Source organism: Kitasatospora sp. SC0581, assembly GCF_048159585.1.
Classification (GTDB): Bacteria; Actinomycetota; Actinomycetes; order Streptomycetales; family Streptomycetaceae; genus Kitasatospora.
On record NZ_JBLRWA010000025.1, the window covers coordinates 34,073 to 56,261 of the forward strand.

Annotated in this window: 1 protein-coding gene; it reads right to left on the reverse strand. The window is 73.6% G+C overall.

What is annotated here, in order from left to right:
* Positions 1 to 83: 83 nt before the first annotated feature.
* Complete coding sequence (locus ACLWS4_RS28720; RefSeq protein WP_416875640.1) at positions 84 to 22,178, reverse strand: amino acid adenylation domain-containing protein; 22,095 nt, start codon at positions 22,176 to 22,178, stop codon at positions 84 to 86.
* Positions 22,179 to 22,189: the final 11 nt, after the last annotated feature.

Below are 22,189 nucleotides of genomic sequence, written 5' to 3' on the forward strand. Positions count from 1 at the left end.
CCCGGGGAACCGTGGCCGCGGTTGCCCGGGCCCACGGTTCCCCGGCACTCGGTTTCCCGGCACGCGGTTCCCCGGCACGCCGCTCAGGAGAGCCGGCGCATCCTCTCGGCGAGGATCGGCCCGATCACCCGCAGCGCCTCCGGGCCGGCCATCGCGGCGTGGCCGCAGTCGACCGTGCGGTGGTCGAGCGGCCCGTCGATGTACGGGGCCCACATCTCCGGGGTGACCAGGTCGGACGGGTCCTTCCGGGTGGCCGCGAACACGACGGCCTCCGTCGCCACCGGCGTGTGCCGGTGGGCGGGGGTGATCCGGAGGTCGTTGGCCATGACCCGCAGGACGTCGGCGATCCGGTCCTCGGTGAAGTCGGCCACGGCCGCGTGGTGCTCACGGGCCAGCTCCGTGAACCGCGCGTACGTAAGCGGTTCCCCGTCGCCGACGGGCACTCCGAACGCCGTCAGCAGCGTCCGGTACACCATGGACGTGTCGAGGGTCGCCTCCTCGGCGAGTTCCTCGGCGGTCCTGGGCCGCGCGGGCTGCGCGTCGAGGAGGACCAGGAACGGGACGTCGAACCCGCGCTCCCGCAGCCGGGCCGCCATGGCGTGGGCGACCACCCCGCCGAACGACCAGCCCAGCAACGGGAAGGGGCCCTCGGGACGCAGCCGGAGGAGCTCGGCGATGTAGTCGTCGGCGATCTCCTCGACGCTGCCCGGCAGGTCGTCCGGCTCGGACAGTCCACGGGCCTGGATGCCGTAGACGGGCACCTCCGCGGGCAGGTGCCGCAGCAGTCCGGCGTACGACCAGCTCAGGCCGCCGCCCGGGTGGACGCAGAACAGCGGCACGCCCTCGGCGCGGGGCCGCAGGGGCAGGACGACACCGAAGGCGTCGGCCGAGCCGTCGTGGTCCGCGTCGAGGCGGCGGGCGAGCCCGGCCACGTCGGAGGTCTCGAACAGGGCGCGCAGCGGCAGCTCCACGCCCAGCACGTCCCGGACGCGGTCGATCAGCCGGGTGGCGAGCAGGGAGTGGCCGCCCAGGTCGAAGAACCCGTCGTCCACGCCGACCCGCTCCACCCCGAGGACCTCGGCGAACAGCCCGGCCAGCACCGCCTCCTGGGGGGAGGCGGGCCCGCGGCCGGCGGTGCCCCGGTCCGGGGCCGGCAGGGCTCGGCGGTCGAGCTTGCCGTTCGGGGTCAGCGGCAGGGCGGGCAGGGTGAGCACGGCCGACGGCACCATGTACTCGGGCAGCCGCAGGCGCAGGGCGTCCCGGAGGTCGCGGCGTTCGGCGAGGTGCGGCGCGTCGGCCGGCTCGTCGGGCACCACGTAGGCGACCAGCCGCTGGTCTCCCGGCCGGTCCTCCCGTACCACCGCCACGGCGTGCGCCACGCCGGGCTGTTCCCGGAGCAGGACCTCGATCTCGCCCGGTTCGATCCGGAAGCCCCGGATCTTGACCTGCTGGTCGGCCCGGCCGGCGAACTCCAGCAGGCCGTCCCGGTTCCAGCGCACCAGGTCGCCAGTGCGGTACATGCGGGTGCCCGCCGGGCCGTACGGGTCCGCCACGAAGCGCTGGGCGGTCAGCCCGGGCTGCCCCAGGTACCCGCGCGCCACGCCGGCGCCGGCGATGTACAGCTCGCCCACCACGCCGGGCGGCACCAGGCCGAGGCGCTCGTCGAGGACGTGCACCCGCGTGTTGGCGATCGGCGTTCCGATGGGCGTGCGCTCCGGTGCCGCCCCGGGGGCGATGCCGGCCGCCGTGGACCAGATGGTGGTCTCGGTCGGTCCGTACAGGTTGACGACCTCGGCGGCGCGGGCGGCGAGGGTCCGCGCGAGGTCGGGCGGGAGCGCCTCGCCGCCCACCAGGACCCGGAGCCCGTCGAGGCACTCGGGTTGCTCGTCGGCGAGGGCCCGCCACAGCGTGGGGGTCGCCTGCATGACGGTGGCTCCGGTGGCCCGGAGCAGACCGGCGAGCGCGGCGGGCGTGCGGGCCGTGTCACGGTCGGCGAGCACCAGCGTGGCGCCGCTGGTCAGCGGCAGGCAGAGCTCCAGCACGGAGATGTCGAACCCGACGGTCGTCACACCCAGCCAGCGGTCCCCGGTGGTCAGCGGGAAGCGCGCGGCCATGTCGGCGAGGAAGTTCGACAGCGCCCCGTGCTCCACGACCACGCCCTTGGGCGCGCCCGTGGATCCGGAGGTGTAGAGGACGTAGGCCGGGTCCGCGGCGCCGGCGACCGGCGCCGGGTCGGTGTCCGGGCACAGTGCCAGGGCGGCCGCGGTGCCGGGGGCGTCGGTGACGACCGTCGCCGAGGACGGACGCTCCGCGAGGGCGTCCGCTCCGGCGCCCGTGGCGACGGCGTCGCTGGTGAGCAGGAGGGCGGGGGCGGCCTCGGTGAGGATGTGCGCCACCCGGGCGCTCGGGAACTCCGGGTCGACCGGCAGGTAGGCCGCGCCCGTCTTGAGGACGCCGAGGAGTGCGGCCACCAGGTCCGCCGACCGCTCGTACATCAGCGCCACCGTGTCGCCCGGTCGGATGCCCCGGGCGAGCAGCCAGTGGGCGATCCGGTTGGCCCGGGCGTTCAGCTGCGCGTAGCTGAGCCGCGCGGCCCCGGCGACCAGGGCCTCGGCCTCGGGCGTCCGGGCCGCCTGCGCGGCGAACAGCTCCGGCACGGTCGTCGCCGGCACGTCCCGGCCGGTGTCGTTCCAGCCCGACAGGAGATGGTGCCGCTCCTCGGGCGTGAGGACGTCGACCTGGGCCACCGGAAGTTCCGGCCGCGCGGCCAGCCCCTCCAGCAAGCGCACCCACCGGCCCAGGAACCCCTCGACGGTGGACCGGTCGAAGAGGTCCGTCGCGAACTCCGCGACCCCGCGCACCCCGCCACCCGGCTCCTCGACCAGGCTGAGGGTGAGGTCGACCCGGGACACGCCCGTGCCCACCGGTTCCTCCGCCACCTCCAGGCCGGGCAGTTCGAAGCGGGCCTGCTCGGTGTTCTGCAAGGCCAGCATCACCTGGAACAGCGGATGCCGAGCCGCCGACCGCCGGGGGTTCAACTCCTCCACCAGGTACTCGAACGGCACGTCCTGATGCGCGAACGCACCCAGACCCGCCTCGCGCACCCGACCCACCAGCTCGGCGAACGACGGATCACCCGACACGTCCGTCCGCAGCACCAGCGTGTTCACGAAGAACCCGACCAGGTCGTCCAGGGACCCGTCGGAGCGACCGGCCACCGGAGAGCCGATGGGGACGTCCTCCCCCGCACCCAGGCGGGACAGCAGCACGGCGAGACCCGCCTGCAACACCATGAACAACGTCGCGTTCGACGACCGCGCGAGCTCGCCCAGTGCGCGGTGCAGGTCCGGGCCCAGCTCGAACGACGCCGTCCCTCCCGCGTACGAGGCCACCGCCGGCCGAGCACGGTCGGCCGGCAGGCTCACCTCCTCCGGAAGTTCCGCCAACTGGCCGCGCCAGTAGGCGATCTGACCGTCGCGCACCTCGTCCAGGACCTCGCGCTGCCACAGCGTGTAGTCCGCGTACTGCACCGGCAGCGGCTCCCACCCGGGCGCCGAACCCTCCAACCGGGCCGTGTACGCCTCCGCCAGATCACGCGCCAGCGGCGCCAACGACCAACCGTCACCCGCGATGTGGTGCAGCACGACGAGCAGGACGTGCTCCGACGGGCCCGAGGCGAACAACCACGCCCGGAGCGGGATCTCCGCCGCCAGGTCGAAGGCGTACCGGGCGGCCTCGGCCATCGCGTCGCGCAGTCCGCCGGCGTCGACCTCCACCGTCACCAGCGGGACCGGCGCCTCGGCCAGCACCCGCTGGCACGACTCGCCGTCCACCTCCGCGAACACCGTCCGCAGCGACTCGTGCCGGCCCACCACGTCGTCCAACGCGGCCGCCAGCGCACCCCGGTCCAACGCGCCCGACAACCGCAGCCCCAAGGGCATGTTGTACGTCGCCGACGGACCCTCCAAGCGGTGCAGGAACCACAGCCGCTGCTGAGCGAACGACAACGGCAACCGCTCCGGCCGCACCCCCGCCACCAACTCCGGGCGCACCACACCACCGGAAGACAACCGCTCCGCCAACCCGGCCACCGTCGACGACTCGAACACCGCACGCAACGGCAGCTCCACACCCAGCACCGACCGCACCCGGCTCACCAGCCGGGCCGCCATCAACGAGTGACCGCCCAGACCGAAGAACCCGTCGTCGATCCCGACCCGGTCGACCCCCAGCACCTCCGCGAACAGACCGCAGAGGATCTCCTCCTGCGGCGAGCGCGTCGTCCGCACCGCCCGCGGCGCGTGGTCGGGGTCGGGGTCGGGCAGGGCGGCCCGGTCGAGCGCACCGTCCGCCGTCAGCGGGAGGGCGGGGACGGGCATGACCACCGCGGGCAGCCGGTGTTCCGGCAGCCGGTGCTTCAGGTCCTCGTGCAGGCGCGACACGGAGAACTGGTTCATGACGAGCGGCACCACATAGGCCACCGACCGCGTCGCCTCGCCGTCCACCACCACGGCGGCCTCGGCGACGCCGGGCAGTGTCCGCAGGACGGCTTCGATCTCCAGGGCGGCGGCCAACGGGTCGGCGGGGCCGACGAGTTCCAGGTGCCCGTCGTCGGTCCGGCGGCGGGCCAGGTCACCCGTGCGGTACATCCGCGCGTCCGGCGCACCGAACGGATCCGGCACCCAGCGCTCCGGGTTACTGCCGGCCAGGTCGCTCTCCGCGCCCCTGGCGTACAGCTCGCCCACGACACCCCGTGGCACGAGTCGGAGGTTCCGGTCCAGGACGTAGTCCAGCCGCGACAGTTCGCGGTGTTCGTCGGGGGCGAGGATGTCGGCCTGACCGACCGGCAGCTCCGGCCGCGCGGTCAACGCCTCCAGCAGCCGCACCCACCGGTCGAGGAACCCCTCGACGGTGGACCGGTCGAACAGGTCCGTCGCGAACTCCGCGACACCCCGCATCCCGCCGCCGGGCTCCTCGGCGAGGCTGAGCGTGAGGTCCATCCGGGACACGCCCGTGCCCACCGGTTCCTCCGCCACCTCCAGGCCGGGCAGTTCGAATCGCGCCTGCTCGGTGTTCTGCAAGGCCAGCATCACCTGGAACAGCGGATGCCGAGCCGCCGACCGCCGGGGGTTCAACTCCTCCACCAGGTACTCGAACGGTACGTCCTGATGCGCCAGCGCGCCCAGACCCGCCTCACGCACCCGGCCGACCAGCTCGGCGAACGACGGATCACCCGACACGTCCGTCCGCAGCACCAGCGTGTTCACGAAGAACCCGACCAGATCGTCCAGCGCCTCGTCCGAACGCCCCGCGACGGGAGAACCGATGGGGACGTCCTCCCCCGCCCCCAACCGGGACAGCAGCACCGCCAAGGCCGCCTGGAGCACCATGAACACCGTGGCGTCATGGGCACGCGCCACCTCGCCGACGGCACGGTGCAGGTCCGGATCGAGGACGAAGGACGTCATGTCGCCGGCATAGGAGGCCACGGCCGGCCTGACCCGGTCGGCGGGCGGGCTTACCTCCTCGGGAAGGCCTGCCAACTGGCCACTCCAGTAGGCGATCTGGCCGTCGAGAACGTCGTCCAGGACCTCACGCTGCCACAGCGTGTAGTCCGCGTACTGCACCGGCAGCGGCTCCCACCCCGGCGCCGCACCCTCCAGCCGGGCCGTGTACGCCTCGGCCAGGTCACGGGCCAGCGGCGCCATGGACCAGCCGTCACCAGCGATGTGGTGCAGTACGACGAGCAGGACGTGCTCCGACGGACCGGTACCGAACAGCCATGCCCGAATGGGCAGTTCGGTCGAAAGGTCGAAGGCGTACCGCGCGACCTCGTCCAACTCCCGGCGCAAAACTGCCGGTTCGACCTCGGACACCTCGAACGGCACCTGAACTCCGGCCAGCACCCGCTGGCACGGCTCGCCGTCCACCTCCGCGAACACCGTCCGCAGCGACTCGTGCCGACCCACCACGTCATCCAACGCGGCCGCCAACGCACCCCGGTCCAACGCGCCCGACAACCGCATCGCCAACGGCATGTTGTACGTCGCCGACGGCCCCTCCAAGCGGTGCAGGAACCACAACCGCTGCTGCGCGAAGGACAGCGGCAACCGCTCCGGCCGCACCCCCGCCACCAGCTCCGGCCGCACCACCGCACCCGAAGCCAGCCGCTCGACCAGCCCGGCCACCGTCGGCGACTCGAACACCGCGCGCAACGGCAGTTCCACGCCCAGCACCGACCGAACACGGCTCACCAGCCGCGTCGCCAGCAGCGAATGCCCGCCCAGGTCGAAGAAGTCGTCGTCGATCCCGGCCCGGTCGACCCCCAGCACCTCCGCGAACACCTCGCACAAAGCGGCCTCACGCGCCGAACGGGGCCCCCGGCCACCCTCCGACACCGACCCGCCGAAGTCGGGCACCGGCAACGCGGCCCGGTCCACCTTCCCGCTCGGGGTGAGGGGAAGCCGGTCCAGGGGGACGACGGCTGCCGGGATCATGTGGTCCGGCAGGGTGGCCCGCAGGTGTTCCCGGAGCTGCCGGGTGTCGATCCCGGTGCCCTCCTCCGGCACCGCGTAAGCCACCAGGGCGTTCTCCCGGGCGACGACCAGGGCCTGGCGAACCGCCGGATGGGTGGTGAGAGCCGCCTCGATCTCGGCCGGCTCGATCCGGAAGCCCCGGATCTTGACCTGCTGGTCGGCCCGGCCGAGGAACTGGAGGACGCCGTCGGCCGTCCAGCGGGCGAGGTCTCCCGTGCGGTACATGCGGTCGCCGGGTGCGCCGAAGGGGTTGGCCACGAACCGCTCGGCCGTCACCCCCGGCCGCCGCAGGTAGCCGTCGGCCAGCTGGACTCCGGCGATGTACAACTCGCCGGGGGCGCCGGGAGCCACCGGTCGCAGCGCCGCGTCGAGCACGTACAGGCGGGTGTTCCAGACCGGCCGGCCGATGGGTACGACCCCCGGGTCGGCGACGCTGTGCCAGGAGCTGACGTCCACCGCGGCCTCGGTCGGGCCGTAGAGGTTGTGCAGTTCCGCGTGGGGCAGCGTGTCGTGGAACCGCGCGGCCAGGTCCGCCGGGAGCGCCTCCCCGCTGCACATCACCCGGGTCAGGCCGGTGCAGCGGGCGGTGGACTCGTCGGCGAGGAACGCTTCCAGCATGGACGGCACGAAGTGGACGGTGGTGACGGCCTCCGTCTGGATCAGCCGGCTCAGGTACGCCGGGTCCCGGTGGCCTCCGGGTTCCGCGACCACGAGCGTGGCGCCGGTGACGAGCGGCCAGAAGAACTCCCAGACGGAGACGTCGAAGCTCGACGGGGTCTTCTGGAGGACCCGGTCGTCGGGGCCGAGCCCGTACTCGTCCTGCATCCACAGGAGCCGGTTGACGATGGCCCGCTGCGGGACGACAACGCCCTTGGGGCGCCCGGTGGAGCCCGAGGTGTAGATCACGTAGGCGGGAAGGCCGGGGTGCTGTTCGACGGCCGGCCCGGTGGCGTCACCGCCGTCCCCGTCGAGCAGCCCGCTGATCAGGTCGAGGTCGTCGACCACGTACGCGGGCTCCGCGTCACGGCACATGAACGCGGTGCGCTCCGCCGGGTAGTCCAGGTCCAGCGGCAGGTACGCGGCACCGGCCTTGTGCGTGGCCAGGAGCACGGCGACCAGTTCGACCGACCTGGGCAGCGCCACGGCCACCGTGTCGCCCGGCCGGACGCCCTGGGCGATGAGCCAGTGGGCGATCCGGTTGGCCCGGGCGTTCAGCTGGGCGTAGGTGAGCCGTGCGGCCCCGGCGACCAGGGCCGTGGCCTCGGGCGTCCGGGCCGCCTGCGCGGCGAACAGCTCCGGCACGGTCGTCATCGGCACGTCCCGGCCGGTGTCGTTCCAGCCCGACAGCAGCTGGTGCCGCTCCTCGGGGGTGAGGATGTCGGCCTGGCCGACCGGCAGTTCCGGCCGCGCCGCCAGCCCTTGCAACAAGCGCACCCACCGGTCGAGGAACAGCTCGACGGTGGACCGCTCGAACAGGTCCGTCGCGAACTCGGCGATTCCCCGCATCCCGCCGCCGGGCTCCTCGGCGAGGCTGAGCGTCAGGTCCATCCGGGACACACCCGTGCCCACCGGTTCCTCCGCCACCTCCAGACCCGGCAGTTCGAACCGGGCCTGCTCGGTGTTCTGCAAGGCCAGCATCACCTGGAACAACGGATGCCGAGCCGCCGACCGCCGGGGGTTCAACTCCTCCACCAGGTACTCGAACGGCACGTCCTGATGCGCCAACGCACCCAGACCCGCCTCACGCACCCGGCCCACCAGCTCGGCGAACGACGGATCACCCGACACGTCCGTCCGCAACACCAGCGTGTTCACGAAGAACCCGACCAGATCGTCCAGCGCCTCGTCCGAACGCCCCGCCACCGGCGAACCGATGGGGACGTCCTCCCCCGCACCCAGACGGGACAGCAGCACGGCGAGGCCAGCCTGCAGCACCATGAACAACGTGGCGTTCGACGACCGCGCGAGCTCGCCCAGTGCGCGGTGCAGGTCCGGGTCGAGGGCGAAGGTGGTCACGTCACCCGTGTACGAGGCGACTGCCGGCCGCACGCGGTCGGCGGCCAGGCTCACCTCCTGCGGGAGCTCCTCCAACTGGCCGCGCCAGTAGGCGATCTGGCCGTCGCGCACCTCGTCCAGGACCTCGCGCTGCCACAGCGTGTAGTCCGCGTACTGCACCGGCAGCGGCTCCCACCCGGGCGCCGCACCCTCCAGCCGGGCCGTGTACGCCTCGGCCAGGTCACGGGCCAGCGGCGCCATGGACCAGCCGTCGCCCGCGATGTGGTGCAGCACGACGAGCAGGACGTGCTCCGACGGACCGGTACTGAACAGCCAGGACCGAATGGGCAGTTCAGTCGAAAGGTCGAAGGCGTACCGCGCGGCCTCGTCCAACTCCCGGCGCAAAACTGCCGGTTCGACCTCGCACACCTCGAACGCCGCCCGGACCCCGGCCAGCACCCGCTGGCACGGCTCGCCGTCCACCTCCGCGAACACCGTCCGCAGCGACTCGTGCCGGCCCACCACGTCATCCAACGCGGCCGCCAACGCACCCCGGTCCAGCACACCCGACAACCGCAGCCCCAAGGGCATGTTGTACGTCGCCGACGGACCCTCCAAGCGGTGCAGGAACCACAACCGCTGCTGAGCGAACGACAACGGCAACCGCTCCGGCCGCACCCCCACCACCAGCTCCGGCCGCACCACCGCACCCGAAGCCAGCCGCTCGACCAGCCCCGCCACCGTCGGCGACTCGAACACCGCACGCAGCGGCAGCTCCGCAGCCAGCCGTTCACGGACACGGCCCATCAACCGCATCACCAGGAGCGAATGACCGCCCAGGTCGAAGAAGTCGTCGTCGATCCCGACCCGTTCGACTCCCAGCACCTCCGCGAACACCTCGCACAGCGCCGCCTCACGCGCCGAACGGGGCCCCCGGCCGCCCTCCGACACCAGGGCGCCGAAGTCGGGCGCCGGCAACGCGGCCCGGTCCACCTTCCCGTTCGGCGTCAGGGGTATGGCGGGGACGGTCGTGATCAGGGCGGGGACCATGTACTCCGGGAGCCGCCCGCGCAGTTCCCCGGCGATCGCGGACGGGTCGAACCCGGTGCCGGGCTCGGTCACCACGTAGGCGACCAGACGGACATCGCCCTCCCGGACGGTGTGGACGACGACGGTGGCGTGCGCCACTCCGGCGCAGCGCCGCAGCCCCGACTCGACCTCGCCCGGTTCGATCCGGAAGCCCCGGATCTTGACCTGGTGGTCGGCCCGGCCGGCGAACTCCAGCAGGCCGTCCCGGTTCCAGCGGGCGAGGTCGCCCGTGCGGTACATGCGGGTGCCGGCCGGGCCGTACGGGTCCGCCACGAAGCGCTGGGCGCTGAGCCCCGGCTGCCCCAGGTACCCGCGCGCCATACCGGCGCCGGCGACGTACAGCTCGCCCACCACGCCGGGCGGCACCAGGCCGAGGCGCTCGTCGAGGACGTACACCTGCTTGCCGGTGACCGGCCGGCCGATCGGCAGGGACGGCTCGGGGTCGTGGCCGGGCGCCATCGCGTGCAGGGTGGCGAAGGTGGTGGTCTCACCCGGTCCGTAGCCGTTGACCACGGTGAGGTCCGGGCAGGCCGCCATGACGCGTCGCACCGGGCCCTGCGGGACGACCTCGCCGCCGGTGAAGACCTGCCGCATGGACGCGAAGCAGTCGGGGTGGTCCTCGGCCATCGCCTTGAACAGTCCCGCGGTGATCCACATGGAGGTGATGCCGTGGTCGCGGACGATGTCGCGCAGATGCGGTCCGTCGAGCGGCACGTCGGGGGCGATGACGACCCGGCCGCCGAGCAGGAGGGGCATCCACAGCTCGAACGGCAGGGCGTCCCAGGCGGTCGGCGAGTGGAGGAGCACCCGTGCGGGGTACCCGCCGACCACGGGGTCGTCGGCCAGGGACGTGATGTCGGCGTGGGTGAGCCCGATGCCCTTCGGGGTGCCGGTGGATCCGGACGTGTAGATGACGCAGGCCAGCTGGTCGGGGTCGGGGGCCGCGCCGCGGTCGCCGGCGGACGGGGTGGACGGGGCGGACGGGGACGTGGACGTGGACGGGACGTGTGCGGCGTCGTCCTGGACGAGCAGCACCTGGTCCCCGGGCACGAAGGCCGGGACGCGGGTCGGCGAGTCGGTCAGCAGCAGGTTGACGTCGTTGTCCGCCCACATCCTGCGGACCTGGCTCTCCGGGTAGCGCGCGTCGAGCGACAGGTACATGCCGCCGGCCTTGACCACGGCCAGCACCGCGACCACGAAGCCGATCGACCGCGGCATGGCGATGGCCACCAGGCGTTCCGCGCCGACACCACGGCCGGTCAGCTCACGGGCGAGGCGGTCGGCCCGCTCGTCGAGCTGGGCGTACGTGAGCCGGGTGCCGTCGGCGACGACCGCGACGGCGTCGGGGACCCGCTCGACCTGCGCCCGGAACGCCGTGACCAGGCTGCGCGCGGGCAGGTCCGTGTCGTTCCGGCCCGGCAGCAGCTGCCGGCGCTCCTCGGGGGTGAGGATGTCGGCCTGGGCCACCGGCAGTTCCGGCCGCGCGGTCAGCCCCTCCAGCAAGCGCACCCACCGGTCGAGGAGCACCTCGACGGTGGAGCGGTCGAAGAGGTCCGTCGCGAACTCCGCGACCCCGCGCATCCCGCCGTCAGGGTCCTCGGCGAGGCTGAGGGTGAGGTCGACCCGGGACACGCCCGTGCCCACCGGCTCCGCCGCCACCTCCAGGCCGGGCAGTTCGAACCGCGCCTGCTCGGTGTTCTGCAAGGCCAGCATCACCTGGAACAGCGGATGCCGAGCCGCCGACCGCCGGGGGTTCAACTCCTCCACCAGGTACTCGAACGGCACGTCCTGATGCGCCAACGCACCCAGACCCGCCTCACGCACCCGACCCACCAGCTCGGCGAACGACGGATCACCCGACACGTCCGTCCGCAGCACCAGCGTGTTCACGAAGAACCCGACCAGATCGTCCAGCGCCTCGTCCGAACGCCCCGCCACCGGCGAACCGATGGGAACGTCCTCCCCCGCACCCAGACGGGACAACAGCACGGCCAAGGCCGCCTGGAGCACCATGAACACGGTGGCGTCATGGGCACGCGCCACCTCGCCGACGGCACGGTGCAGGGCCGGGCTCAGCCCGAACGACGCCGTCTCTCCCGCGTACGAGGCCAGGGCCGGCCGAGCCCGGTCGGCGGGCGGGCTCACCTCCCCCGGCAGGCCAGCCAACTGACCACGCCAATAGGCGAGTTCATCCTCCCTTACACCGTCCAGCAGCTCGCGCTGCCACAGCGTGTAGTCCGCGTACTGCACCGGCAGCGGCTCCCACCCCGGCGCCACACCCTCCAGCCGGGCCGCATAGGCCTCCGCCAGGTCACGGGCCAGCGGCGCCATGGACCACCCGTCGCCCGCGATGTGGTGCAGCACCACGAGCAGGACGTGCTCCGACGGACCGGTACCGAACAGCCAGGAACGGATGGGCAGTTCAGTCGAAAGGTCGAAGGCGTACCGCGCGGCCTCGCCCAACTCCCGGCGCAAAACTGCCGGTTCGACCTCGGACACCTCGAACGGCACCCGCACGCCGTTCAGCACCCGCTGGCACGGCTCGCCGTCCACCTCCGCGAACACCGTCCGCAGCGACTCGTGCCGGCCCACCACGTCATCCAACGCGGCCGCCAACGCACCCCGGTCCAGCGCACCCGACAACCGCATCGCCAACGGCATGTTGTACGTCGCCGACGGACCCTCCAACCGGTGCAGGAACCACAACCGCTGCTGCGCGAACGACAACGGCAAACGCTCCGGCCGCACCCCCGCCACCAGCTCCGGCCGCACCACCGCACCCGAAGCCAGCCGCTCGACCAGCCCCGCCACCGTCGGCGACTCGAACACCGCACGCAACGGCAGTTCCACGCCCAGCACCGACCGCACACGACTCACCAGCCGCGTCGCCAGCAGCGAATGCCCGCCCAGGTCGAAGAAGTCGTCGTCGATCCCGACCCGGTCGACTCCCAGCACCTCCGCGAACAGGCCGCAGAGGATCTCCTCCCGCGGTGTACGGGGCCCGCGCGCCGACCGCGACGCGTAGTCGGGAGCCGGGAGGGCCCGCCGGTCGAGTTTGCCGCTGGAGGTGAGCGGCAGCGCGTCGAGGGCGATGACGGCGGACGGCACCATGTACTCGGGCAGCCGCTGCCGCAGGGCGTCCCGCAGCCCGGCCAGGACCCGGCCGGTCGTCCGGGAGCCCAGGGGGTTGTTCACCAGGGCCGACAGGGGCTTGTCCTGGGTGTACGCCGGTCGGTGCACGTCCGTGTAGACGGCGTCCGCGCGCCCGCCGGGAACGAGTACGGCGTCGAGGGCGTCCGGCGCCCCGGGCGCCCAGGTGGTCAGCACCTGGCAGCCGTGCCGCTCGCCCCACTCGTGCAGGGCCTCCGGGTCGACGGCCTCGGGCGTGTTCCCGTCGGCCCGCCCCGTGCTCAGCCGGGCGCGGAGCCGCTGCGGCGACGCCTCGTGCGCGAGTTCCTCCGCCGCCGCGACCTCTCCGGTCAGCCGACTGTTGACGAGGCCGGTGACCCGGACCGGCCCGGCCCCGGAGGTGAGGGCGTCCAGGCCTGCCAGGTCCTGGAGGCTCGTCAGATCGCGGCCCCAGACGAGTTCCGGCACGTTCGCGAGGGACTCGGCCCGGGCGGTCCCGTCCGCCTTGTGCAGGACGACCTCGTAGCGGTGCCTGGTCAGCTCGTTGTGGTGGGCGCCGCGCTTGAGCCGGATGTCAACGCCGGCCACCGCCGCGGGGTGGCGCCGCGCCCAGACGGTGAAGAAGTCCGGGTCGATGACCAGCTCCTTCTCCATGATCACCGCGTGTTCCACGGCCGCCCTGAGCTGCTCGCCGGTGCTGTCCTCCGCCGCGTGGCCGAGGTGGATCCCGGTCTGGAAGGCGCGCAGCGAGCCGCGGTGGCGGACGTCGCCCACGACGATGCGCCCGCCGGGGGCGAGCCGGCCGAGCGCGCCGTCCAGGACCCGGGCCAGGTAGTCGGCGTCGGGGAAGTACTGGATGATCGAGTTGAGGACGACGGTGTCGAAGTACTCGGCCGGGATGTCCTCCACGACGTCGGCGGGCCGGCACAGCAGCCGTACCCGGTCGGCGAGTCCGGCGGTCTCGCACTGGGCGGTGAGGCGTTCGATCACGGGCGCGGAGAAGTCCGTCGCCCAGTAGGTCTCGGCCCGGGGGGCCAGCGGGCCGAAGAGCAGGCCGGAGCCCACGCCGATCTCCAGGACGCGCCGGGGCGGGCGTTCCGTGATGCGCCGCACCGCGGCATCGCGCCAGTCGCGCATCTCGTCGAGCGGGATCGGCTCACCGGTGTAGGAGCTGTTCCAGCCGGTGAAGTCCTGGCCGAACCCGGGTGTCTCCGTCCCGGCACCGCCGTAGACGTCGTCGTAGATCTCGCGCCACTCGTCCACCTGGTCGTCCTCGGCGCCCTCGCCCTCGGGCACGATGTACGCGACGAGCCGCGGGTCGCCCTCGCGGTCCTCGCGGACCACCACCACGGCCTGGGCGACACCGGACTGCTCGCGCAGGACGGCCTCGATCTCGCCGGGTTCGATCCGGAAGCCGCGGACCTTGACCTGCTGGTCGGCCCGGCCCAGGTACTCGAGTTGCCCCTCCGCCGTCCAGCGCACGACGTCGCCCGTGCGGTACATGCGGGTGCCGGCCGGGCCGAACGGATCGGCCACGAAGCGCTGGGCGCTGAGCCCGGGCCGGTCGAGGTAGCCGCGGGCCAGGCCCGCGCCCGCCAGGTACAGCTCGCCGGGGACGCCCGGCGGCACCGGCCGCAGGCGTTCGTCCAGGACCCGGACCCGGGTGTTGTCGACGGGGCGTCCGATCGGTACGTCACCGCCGGTGAGCGGCTCGCTGATGGCCGCGACGACCGTGGACTCGGTCGGGCCGTAGGCGTTGACCATGCGGCGTCCCGGCGACCAGGTCCGCACCAGGTCGGCGCCGCACGCCTCGGCTCCCACGATCAGGGTGCGGAACCCGGTGAGCGCCTCGGCGGATCCGGCCGGCAGGGTGCCGAGCACGGACGGCGGGATGAGCGCGTGGGTGATCCGGCGGTCGGCCAGGACGTCGGCCAGTTCGGCGCCGACGAGGCGGTCCCGGCCGCCCAGGACGAGGGCGGCGCCGGCCGCGAAGGCCATGGTCAGTTCGAGGACGGCCGCGTCGAAGCCGGGCGACGACAGCTGGAGCACCCGGGAGTCGGGGGTGACCTCGCACTGTCGCAGCAGGGTGCTCGCCAGGCTCCCGAGGCCCTGGTGGGTGACGACGACGCCCTTGGGCACGCCGGTGGAGCCGGAGGTGTGGATGACGTAGGCCGGGTGGCCGGGGTGCGGCGGTGCGGCGGGCTCCGGGTCGTGGTCGGGGCAGCCGGCCAGGGCGGCGGCCGTCCCTGGGTCGTCGGTGGCCACGGTCTCGGTGCCGTCGTGCAGGGTGCCGACCGTGTCGGCGAGCGCCCGGGTGGTCAGGATCAGCTCCGGGGCGGCGTCGGCCAGGATGTGGCCGACCCGCTCGGCGAGGTACTCGGGGTCGAGGGGGACGTAGGCGGCGCCCGCCTTGAGGACGCCGAGGACGGCCGCGATCTGCTCGGGCGAGCGCTCGTAGAGGACGGCCACGTGCTGCTCGGCGCCGATGCCCCGGGCGCGCAGCCAGTGGGCGATCCGGTTGGCGCGGGCGTCCAGTTCCCGGTAGGTCAGTTCGACGTCCTCGCAGACCAGGGCCGTCGCGTCGGGGGTGCGGGCGGCCTGGGCGGCGAACAGCGCCGGCAGGCTCGACCCGGTGGTGTCGCGGGTGGGGCCGGTGTTCCACCCGGTGATCCGCGCGTGCTCCCGCGGGGTGAGGATGTCCGCCGCGCCGATGGGGGCCGCTGGGTCGCGGACCAGGGCGCGCATGAACGCGGTCCACCGGTGGATCAGGGCGTCGACGGTGGAGGCGTCGAAGAGCTCCGTGGCGTACTCGACGTACGCGTCGATGCCGGCGGGTTCGCCGTTCGCGCCGTGGCTCTCCGTCAGGCTGAAGAAGAGGTCGAAGCGGGAGGTCCCGGTGCCGACGAGTTCCGGGCGGACGTCGAGTCCGGGCATCCGGAACCGGGCCTGCTCGTTGTTCTGCAGGGTCAGGGCCACCTGGAACAGCGGGTGGTGGGCGGTCGAACGGTGCGGGTTGATCTCCTCCACCAGGGACTCGAAGGGGACGTCCTGGTGGGCGTAGGCGGCGAGGCTGGTCTCCCGTACCCGGCCGACGAGTTCGGCGAACGACGGGTCGCCCGAGGTGTCCGTGCGCAGGACCAGCATGTTGACGAAGAAGCCCACCAGCCGGTCGAGCGCCTCGTCGGTCCGGCCGGCGATGCCGCTGCCGAGCGGGATGTCGGTGCCGGCGCCGAGCCGGGTCAGCAGGGCGGCGAGAGCGGCTTGCAGGACCATGAAGACGGTGGCGTCGTGGGCGCGGGCCAGGTCGCTCAGCGCGCGGTGCAGGTCCGGGTCGAGCGCGAAGGGGGTCACGTCTCCGGCGTACGAGGCCACGGCGGGCCGCGCCCGGTCGGCGGGGGCGCTCACCTCCGTCGGGAGGTCGGCCAACTCCTGTCGCCAGTAGTCCACTTGGCGGCCGAAGAGGCTGTCGGGGTCGTCCGCCCCACCCAGGAGGTCCCGCTGCCAGAGGGTGTAGTCCGCGTACTGCACCGGCAGCGGCTCCCTCCCCGGCGCCGCACCCTCCAGCCGGGCCGCGTAGGCCTCCGCCAGGTCACGGGCCAGCGGCACCATGGACCACCCGTCACCCGCGATGTGGTGCAGCACGACGAGCAGGACGTGTTCGGTCGGGCCGGTGCTGAACAGCCAGGACCGGATGGGCACTTCGGTCGCCAGGTCAAAGGCGTACCGGGCGGCCTCGTCCAACTCCCCGCGCAGGTCGGCGGTCTCGAGCCGCCGTGCCTCCAACGGCACCTCGAACTCGGACAGCACCCGCTGGCACGGCTCGCCGTCCACCTCCTCGAACACCGTCCGCAGCGACTCGTGCCGGCCCACCACGTCGTTCAGCGCGGCCGCCAGCGCCGCCGGGTCCGGCTCCCCCGACATCCACAGCGCGAGCGGCACGTTGTACGTCGCCGACGGGCCCTCCAACTTGTGCTGGAACCAGAGGCGTTGCTGCGCGAAGGAGAGGGGAAGGACGTCCGGTCGGGAGACGGGCGCGAGGCGGGTGCGCCGCTCCCCGCTTCCGTGACCGAGACGGAGTGCCAGGGCGCCCGGGCTCGGGTGCTCGAACAGCTCGCCGGGCTGGATCTCGGCGTCGAGGACACCGCGGACGCGGCTGATCAGGCGGGTGGCGAGCAGGGACTGGCCGCCGATGTCGAAGAAGCTGTCGCCGGGTGCCACCCGGGTGAGGCCGAGCAGTTCGGCGAAGAGCCCGCAGAGGACCGCCTCCCGGGCCCGCGGCTCGTCGGCGCCGAGGATCTCGACGGGGGCCAGGTGGGCCGGCAGGCGGTCGCGGAGCTCCTGGAGCACCTTCGGGGACGGGCCGGGCAGGACGTAGGCCACGAGCCTGGTCTCGGCCCGGGCCGTCGTCCGCTCCTGTTCCTGCTCCTGCTCCTGCTCCTGCTCCTGCTCCGCGGGATCTTCGGCCCGTACCAGGACGGGGACCGCGTGGGAGACCTCGGGGTGTTCGAGCAGCTGGTCGCGCAGTCGGTCGAGCAGACGGCGGCCGCGCTCGTCCTCCCGGCCGCCGGACAGCAGGCCGGCCAGGGAGAACGACTCGGCACCGGTGGCCGCGATCCGGCGCGGGCGGCGTACCAGTCGGCGCAGGACGGAGGGCACCGGCCCGGCGGAGCGCTCGCGCAGGCCGACGGAGTCCAGGCGGACGGGAGCCACCACGGGCCGGCGGGCGCGGATCGCGAGGTCGAGGAGGGCGAGGGCCCGCGGCGTGGGCAGCGGCAGGACGCCGGAGCGCCGGATGCGGCCGAGGTCGCCCTTGTCGAGGCCGGCGGTCATGCCGGACTCCTGCTCCCACAGCCCCCACGCCAGCGAGAGACCCGGCAGCCCCCGGGCCGACCGCTCCTGCGCCAGCGCGTCCAGGAACGTGTTCGCCGCCGCGTAGTTCGCCTGACCGGCACCGCCGATCAGGCCCGACACCGAGGAGTACACGACGAAGGCCGCCAGCCCGGGGCACCGCTCCCGCGTCACCTCGTGCAACGCCCACGCACCGTCCACCTTCGACCGCAGCACCTCCCCCAGCGCCTCCGCACCCAGTGACACCAGCACCCCGTCGCGCAGCACACCCGCCAGGTGGAACACGCCCGTCAGCGGACGCTGGGCCACCACCTCGTCGACCAGCACCCCCAACGCCACCCGGTCGGCCGCGTCACACGCCCGCACCACCACAGTGCGCGCGCCCAACCCCAGCAGCTCGTCCCGCAGTGTCGCCGCCCCGGGCGCCTCCACACCCCGACGGCCCACCAGCACCAGATGCCGGACCCCGCACGCCACCACCAGATGACGCGCCAGCAACGCCCCCAACACCCCCGTACCACCCACCAGCAGCACCGCCCCCTCCGGATCCAACGACACCGGGGCCCGGAGCTCGGCCGGTGCCGTCCGGGTGAGCCGGGGGGCGAGCAGGGTGCCGTCGCGCAGGGCGAGTTGCGGTTCGCCGGTCGCGAGGGCCGCGGCCAGGACGCCGCGGTCCGGGTCGGTGTCGACGTCCAGGAGGACGAAGCGGTCCGGGTGCTCGGTCTGGGCGGAGCGCAGCAGACCCCACAGGACCGAGGCCGGCAGCGCGCTCACGCCCTCGTCGGGGGCGGTCGCGACGGCCCCGCGGGTGAGGACGACGAGGCGCGAGCGGGCCAACCGCCCCTCGGCCAGCCAGTCCTGCAGCACCTCCAGTGCGCGCTGGGCGACGGCCCGGGCCGCGCCGGGCACGTCCCGCCCGTCGCCCTCCGCGTCCAGGCAGGGGAGGATCACCGTGCCGGGCACCTCGGCGGCCCGGGCCAGGGCGGCCGGGTCGGGGTACGCCACGGCACCGGGGAGAGCGAGCCCGTCGGCGGAGCCGAGCACGCCCAAGGAGTCTTCGGAGGAGGGCCGGACGGCGTGGCCGCCGAGTGCGGTCCAGTCCAGGTGGAACAGGTCGTCGTGGACCTCGGACTCGACCTCGGCCGTGTCCTCGGTGTTCTGACTCATCGTCACTTCGGCGATGCTCAGCACCGGTTCGCCCATCGCGTCCACCGCCGACACCCGCGCGGTGCCGGCTCCCGTGGGCGTCAGCGACACGTGCAGCGCGGTGGCCCCGGTGGCGTACAGCTCGACGCCGGACCAGGTGCGGGGCGCACCGGTTCCGGCGAACGGTCGCAGTGCGGCGGCCAGCAGCGCCGGGTGCACGCCGTACCCCACGGGGTCGGTGTGGGCCGGGAGTTCCACATCCGCCCGGAGGACCTCGTGGTCCGGGCCCGTGGCGGCCGGCGCCGGCCCGGCGTCGACCGGGGTCTCGGTCAGTTCCCCGGTGGCGTGCCGGATCCAGGTTCCGGAAGCCCGCGAGAAGACGGCGAGGGAGCAGCGGCCGCGGCCCAGCGCCTCGACCACGACCTGCACGTCGGTCGCGGTCCGTCCGAGACTCAGGGGCGTCTCGACGGTCAGCCGCTCCAGCCGGTCGCACCCGGCCCGGTCGGCCGCGGCCAGCGCCAGTTCGAGCAGTACGGCGTGCGGAACGTCCGCGGCCCAGGGGTGGGTCGTGGGCGAGAGGCGGCCGGTGAGCACCCAGCCGTTCCCGTCGGGCCGCTCGACCGCCGCGCCCAGCAGCGGGTGCCCCACCGTTTCGAGACCCGCGGAGGCCACGTCCGCGACGGCGGTGTCCTCCTTCAGCCAGTAGGACCGGCGCTGGAAGGCGTAGGTCGGCAGCTCCACCGGCCGCGCCCCGACAAAGAGCTGGGACCAGTCGACGGGCAGTCCGCCGGTGTGGAGGCGGGCCGCGTTCGTGAGGATCTGCCGGACGGCCCCGTAGTCACGGCGCAGGGAGCCCACGACGACCCGCTCGCCGCCGAGGGTCTCCTCGATGCCGGCGGTCAGGACGGGGTGCGGGCTGGATTCCACGACGAACCCGTGGCCGCCGTCGGCCGCGGCCTGGACGGCCTCCTGGAACCGGATCGGCCGCCGGAGGTTCTCGTACCAGTAGTCGGCGTCCAGCCGCTCGGTGTCGAGGGCGGTCGCGGTGACGCTGGAGTAGAAGGCGGTGTCGCAGGTCGTGGGGGTGATGCCGGCCAGCTCCGCCAGGAGCTGCTCACGCAGCGGCTCGACGCTCGCGGAGTGGGAGGCGTAGTCGACGTCGATGCGGCGGCTCACGATCCCGCCCGCCTCGCAGCGGGCCGTGACCTGGTCGAGGGCCTCGGGGCCGCCCGAGACCACGGTCGAGGAGGGGCCGTTGACCGCGGCGATCTCGGCATGGCCGTCGACGGTGGCCAGCAGTGCGCGCACGTCCTCGACCGGGGCGGCGACGGAGACCATGCCACCGGTGCCCGCCAGGCGCAGCAGGGCCCGGCTGCGGATGGCGACGATCTTGGCCGAGTCATCCAGGGACAGCGCTCCCGCGACATGGGCGGCGGCGATCTCGCCCTGGGAGTGGCCCACCACCGCGTCGGGACGCACGCCCAGGGAGCGCCAGACCGCGGCCAGTCCGATCATCACGGCCCAGAGGGCCGGCTGGACGACGTCGACCCGGTGCAGCGGGGGCGCGCCGTCACGGCCGTTCAGCACGTCGAGCAGGGACCAGTCGACGTACGGGGCCAGGGCCTGGTCGCAGGCGCGGAGCTGTTCCTCGAACGCCGGTGACCCGGCGAGCAGTTCCCGTGCCATGCCGGCCCACTGGGAGCCCTGGCCGGGGAAGACGAAGACGGTGCCGCGCCGACCGTCGGGGGGCGTGGTGGAGGGCGTGACGGTGACGTTGTCCGCCGTGCCGCCCTCGGCCAGGACGCGCAGCCCCGCGAGCAGTTCTTCACGGTCGGCACCCGTCACGACGGCACGCTGCTCGAACAGCGAGCGCTGCGCGACCAGCGACCAGCCGACGCTGCCCGCTCCGACCTCCGGGCGCTCCGTCAGGTGCTCCGCCAGCCGGCCGGCCTGCGCCCGCAACGCCTCCACCGACCGCCCGGACACCACCCACGGCACCACGTCCAGATCCTCAACAGGGCGCCCAGCTACGGCAGTTGGCTCTTCGGTGACCCCTTCCACGATCACATGCGCGTTCGTCCCACTGATCCCGAACGAGGACACACCCGCCCGCCGCGGCCGGCCCAGCTCAGGCCACTCCCGCGCCTCGGCCAGCAGCTCCACCCCGCCCGAGGACCAGTCCACATGCGATGACGGCACCTCCGCGTGCAACGTCCGCGGCAGCACCCCGTGCCGCATCGCCAGCACCATCTTCATCACACCCGCCACACCCGCCGCGGCCTGCGTATGACCGATGTTCGACTTCACCGACCCCAGCCACAAAGGCACTTCACGCTCCACCCCATAGGCGGACAGCAAGGCCTGCGCCTCGATCGGATCCCCCAACCGCGTCCCCGTCCCGTGCGCCTCCACCGCATCGACGTCACCCGCCGCCAACCCGGCATCCGCCAAGGCCCCGCGCACCACCCGCACCTGCGCCCGACCACTCGGCGCCGTCAACCCGTTCGACGCACCGTCCTGGTTCACCGCCGAACCCCGCACCACCCCCAACACCCGGCGCCCAGCCCGCCGCGCATCCGACAACCGCTCCAGCACCAGCACGCCGCAACCCTCACCGAACCCCGTCCCCTCGGCCCCCTCACCGAAGGCCCGGCACCGGCCGTCCGGGGACAGACCGCCCTGTTTGCCGAGTTCGACGAGCGTGGACGGGCCCGCCATGACGGTGACACCGCCGGCCAGCGCCATCGCGCACTCGCCCCGCCGCAGCGACTGCACTGCCAGGTGCAGCGCCACCAGCGACGACGAGCACGCCGTGTCCACCGACACGGCCGGGCCCTCCAGCCCCAGCACATAGGCCACCCGGCCGGACGCGACACTGGCCGTGTTCCCCGTACCGGCGTAGCCCTCGGCCTCGGCGGGGACGGAGGACAGCCGGGAGACGTACTCCCCGGAGATCAGCCCGGTGAAGACCCCGGTCGCACTGCCCTTCAGGGTGTCGGGACGGATCCCCGCCCGCTCCAACGCCTCCCAGGACACCTCCAGCAGCAGCCGCTGCTGCGGATCCATCGCCTCCGCCTCGAGCGGCGAGACGCCGAAGAACCCCGCGTCGAACAGGTCCGCGTCGTGCAGGAATCCGCCGCTCCGGGTGGGGATCGAGCCGGGTCCCCGCGCGTCCTGGTCCCGGGCCGGGGCGCCGGAGCCGTCCAGGTTCCATCCCCGTCCCTCGGGGAAGCCGGAGATCGCGTCGCGCCCCTCCGACAGCAGCTGCCACAGGTCCTCCGGGGACTTCACCCCGCCCGGGTAGCGGCACCCCATGCCCACGATCGCGATGGGTTCGTGGGCCTTCTCCTCCAGTTCCCTGGCCTGCTGTCGTGCCTCGCGCAGGTCCGCCGTGGCGCGCTTGAGGTAGTCGCGGAGCTTGGCTTCGTTGGACATGGGGCTCACCT